Source organism: Arachidicoccus sp. (genome assembly GCF_050436765.1).
In the GTDB taxonomy this organism is placed as follows: domain Bacteria; phylum Bacteroidota; class Bacteroidia; order Chitinophagales; family Chitinophagaceae; genus Arachidicoccus.
Genome location: NZ_JBNQGD010000052.1, coordinates 1 through 3005 on the forward strand (window position 1 = coordinate 1; position 3005 = coordinate 3005).

Annotated in this window: 1 protein-coding gene; it reads right to left on the bottom strand. The window is 38.4% G+C overall.

The window, feature by feature from the left end; all coding sequences use genetic code 11:
* Nucleotides 1–2475, bottom strand: a 2475-nt coding sequence (locus tag ACQR30_RS01985; RefSeq protein ID WP_429730518.1) for a DNA polymerase III subunit alpha, incomplete at its 3' end; no start/stop codon positions are given.
* Nucleotides 2476–3005: the final 530 nt, after the last annotated feature.

Here is a 3005-nt window from a genome sequence, read left to right on the forward strand (position 1 = left end):
TAAATAGCCGGTTTGATAAGCAACAAATGCGTAGCAAGTTGAGTGAGATTTATTGAAAGCGTATTGTGCAAAGGCTTCCCAGTCATTCCATATTTTGTCAAGTTTATCAGCAGGGTGGCCTTTTTGGGTCGCCCCTTCTATAAATTGCGTTTTCATTTTGTTCAACACCGCAATTTGTTTTTTCCCCATTGCCTTACGCAAGACATCTGCATCTCCTTTGGAAAAGCCCGCTATTTTTTGTGAAAGCAGCATCACCTGTTCCTGATATACCGTAATACCATACGTATCGGCGAGATATTCTTCCATTTCCGGCAAATCATATTCGATAGGTTCTACGCCGTGTTTGCGTTTAATAAAGGTAGGAATATATGCGATTGGGCCGGGTCGATACAGCGCATTCATGGCAATTAAGTCTGCAAAAACGTCCGGTTTCAGATCGCGCAAATGTTTCTGCATTCCCGCACTTTCGAACTGAAATGTAGCATTTGTTTCACCACGTTGATATAATTGAAAAGTAGCTTCGTCATCTAATGGCAGTTCGTCTAAATCAATTTCGACACCGTGGTTTATTTTGATCAGTCCCAATGCCGTTTTAAGAATGGATAGATTTTTCAATCCTAAAAAGTCCATCTTGATAACACCTGCCTCTTCAATGCTTCCGCCCTCAATTTGTGTTACCCACAAATCTGAATCTTTGGCCGTCGCGACCGGAATTAATTCAGTCAAGTCTTTGGGGGCAATAATGATACCGGCCGCATGTACACCGGTATTGCGTACACTACCTTCTAATTTTTCTGCTTCATGCAAGACGGCCGAACGCATGTCATTGCCATTATATATTTCTCGTAGTTTTTTTATGTTTTCAATGTCTTCCGGTTGATATTGTTCTTTTTCTTCTAAAGAACTTTCGCCAATTTTAGCTTCTTTATTGGTAATCGGAGCCTTCAATACGCGCGCGAGCTGTGTCCCAGGCTTATCAGGAACCAATTTCGTCAAGGCGTTGGAATCCGCAAGTGGCAAATCCATTACACGTGCCACATCTTTAATGGAAGACTTGGCCGCCATTGTACCATAAGTAACAATTTGAGCTACCTGTTGTTTAGAATATTTTTTTACTACATAATCAATTACTCTTTGCCTTCCTTCATCATCAAAATCAGTATCGATATCCGGCATTGATTTTCTATCGGGATTCAAAAACCTTTCAAAAAGTAAATTGTATTTTATTGGGTCTATATTGGTTATACCTATGCAAAAAGCCACCACGCTGCCTGCAGCAGAACCACGTCCGGGACCAATGAACACCCCCATGTCGCGACCTGCTTTAATAAAATCACTTACAATTAAAAAATATCCGGCAAATCCCATTGTTTTAATTGTAAATAGTTCAAAATCAATACGTTCTATTACTTCAGCAGTCATTTCACCATAACGTTTTCTTGCACCCTCATAGGTAAGATGATGAAGAAAATTCCATTGATTAATATTATCGTCTGTAGTCGTTTTAAATTCCTGCGGAATAGGAAAGGCAGGTAGTAAAATATCTTTCTTAAGATTTAACACTTCCACTTTGTCCACAATCATTTGTGTATTTTCCAAAGACTGTGGAATGTCTTTAAAAACATGTTCCATTTCATTGGTCGTTTTGAAATAGAACTGATCATTGGGAAATTTAAATCGTCGGTTTTTTACTTGTATATCGTCGTTTACAAAATCATCAAAACCGGGAGTAGCCTGTTTTTCCCCTGTATTCACACAAAGTAAAATATCGTGTGCATTCGCATCTTCCTGATCCATGTAATGGCTATCATTAGTACAAATAATGTGGACGTTATACTTCTTTGCGAAGCGCAAAAGCACTTCATTTACCTTATCTTGGTCAGGTAAATTGTGGCGCTGCAGTTCCACATAATAATCATCGCCGAACAAATCTAGCCACCATTTAAATTCAATTTCTGCTTCTTCTTCACCCTTTAATAAGATCGTTTGCGGCACCGATGCGCCCAAGCAACAGGTAGTTGCGATCAGTCCTTCATGATATTGTAAAATCAATGCTTTATCTACGCGTGGATATTTGCCGTACAGACCTTCAATATACCCGAGAGAAGTAAGTTTTATTAAATTTCGATACCCCAGCTCGTTCTTAGCCAATAAAATCTGATGATAACGTTTATCTTTTTTTTCTTTCGAAAAAGATCTTTGAAAACGATCTTCCACTACATATAGTTCACAACCGACAATTGGTTTTATCTTAGGAGCCAGAATATCTTTACCATTTGCATCTTTGCCTATTACCTTCGTATTCTTCCAGGCTTGTGCCACAAACTCGAAAGCACCAAACATGTTCCCATGATCGGTAAGTGCCAGCGATTGCATCCCATCGCTTTCTGCCTTTTTGTATAGGTTCTTAATAGAGGCGGCTCCATCCAATAAGGAATATTGCGAGTGAACGTGTAAATGCGAAAATTGAGGCATTGGGAGAAGAAAATTTATTATAACGGATTAACTACAAAAGTCGTAAAAATTGAGGGTAATAAAAAGTGAAACTTATAAACATTCTCGAATATTATATGTTATTGTTTTCTAGATGTTCAGCTTAAAATGAAGACTTATTCTTTTGAAACTGCGGTTCTATGCGTCTCTACAAATTCTTGATCACCCGCACAAGTAAATAAAGGTTCTTCCTCTTCTCGAAATAATGCCAGTAGCTGGTGTTTCCTCCTTTGGTATAACAGGGGTGCAGAATGCCTTCTTTTTTTACATTAGATTGTTCCATCCTTTTCACAGTTTTCTCATCAGAATCCGATTCTTAATTTTGGCAATACTTTTGTTTTCTTATGACTAGTTTTGTAAAGAAGCGTTCACTTTTTTTCAGAAATATTATTAAATATCAACAGCAATGAAATATAATTTATTGGGCAACACCGGACTTTTGGTTTCCGAGCTGTGCTTTGGTACGATGACTTTTGGCGGCAATGGTTATTGGGAAGCTATAGGTCAGGTGC